A 409-nucleotide genomic window follows, 5' to 3' on the forward strand; every position below is an offset into this window, starting at 1 on the left:
CCGGCTTCGGCGTCGCCTTCCTGCTCTCCGGGCAGGCCGAGGGGGCGCTCGGCCACGGCCTCCCCGTGACGTTTCTCGCCGGCTCGGTCGCGGTGACCGCGATGATCTTACCCGGCGTATCCGGCTCGCTGCTGCTGCTACTGCTGGGCCAGTACGAGTACATGATCGGCCACCTGAGCGCGTTCGTCGACGCGGTGTACGCGATCGCGACGGGCGAGCCGGCGGCGGTCCCCCCGGGGACGGCCACGATCGTCACGTTCCTCGGCGGCGGCGTCGTCGGGCTGTTCACCGTCGCCCACGCGGTCCGGTGGGCGCTGGAACACCGGAAGCGGGCGACGATGACGTTCCTCGTCGCGCTGGTCGTCGGCGCGCTGCGGGCGCCGGTCGTCCAGACCGCGACGCGGCTCGA

At 73.1% G+C, this 409-nt stretch carries 1 protein-coding gene; it reads left to right on the forward strand.

The annotated features are described in order from the left end of the window. Positions 1 to 409: undecaprenyl phosphate translocase family protein (locus tag ACFR9S_RS02835; RefSeq protein WP_379818026.1), on the forward strand; the 409-nt coding region annotated here is incomplete at both ends.

Source organism: Halolamina salina (genome assembly GCF_042678005.1).
GTDB lineage: Archaea > Halobacteriota > Halobacteria > Halobacteriales > Haloferacaceae > Halolamina > Halolamina salina.